Origin of the sequence: Paenibacillus lutrae, from assembly GCF_009757775.1 — a bacterium.
Taxonomy (GTDB): domain Bacteria; phylum Bacillota; class Bacilli; order Paenibacillales; family NBRC-103111; genus Paenibacillus_F; species Paenibacillus_F lutrae.
The window spans coordinates 1-506 of the sequence record NZ_RHLK01000038.1 but is presented as its reverse complement, the minus strand read 5'-3'; the positions used below and the strand labels follow the sequence as shown (position 1 = coordinate 506).

The 506-nt window shown below is 51.6% G+C and carries 1 protein-coding gene; it reads right to left on the bottom strand.

Features of this window, described 5'->3' with window-relative positions; all coding sequences use genetic code 11:
• A partial coding sequence (locus tag EDM21_RS24475; RefSeq protein WP_157338952.1) for a hypothetical protein occupies positions 1-506 on the bottom strand: 506 nt, incomplete at both ends.

The following is a 506-nucleotide window of genomic DNA, read 5'->3' as shown; positions in this document are numbered from 1 at the left end:
TGTACATCTCCGGCGCTGCTTCCTGCCCCATCGCTCATGGTGAGTACTTTGCCTGCAGCGTCATAAGTAAACCGGACCGAACCGGTTAAAGCCCCCGCTGCACTAAAAATATCCCGCGCAGTCGCCCGGCCGAGCAAATCATAGGTCTCTTCAGCCCTATTGTTCTCGCCATCTTTGCTGATCACTTTACGGTTAATATCGTCATAAGAGACGGTTGATCTCGCCTGCTCTGCTCCAGGGTAGGTGGTCGTAATCAGCCGATCCCATTTGTCATACTCGTAAGACGTGCGGTTACCTGCCCCATCCTGGCTCCAAGTCTGACGGCCATACGCATCATAACCGAACTCTTGTGAGGCTTTTCCGCTGAGGCCGGTCTTTATTTTCCACCCCAGTGGATTCCACTTCGTAATCTGTGTGACTCCTGTTGGATCTACGGTGGTGATTTCATTCGCTGCATCGTTATAGGTATACCTAAACGTACTTGAATCCGGCTGGGTTACTTTGGT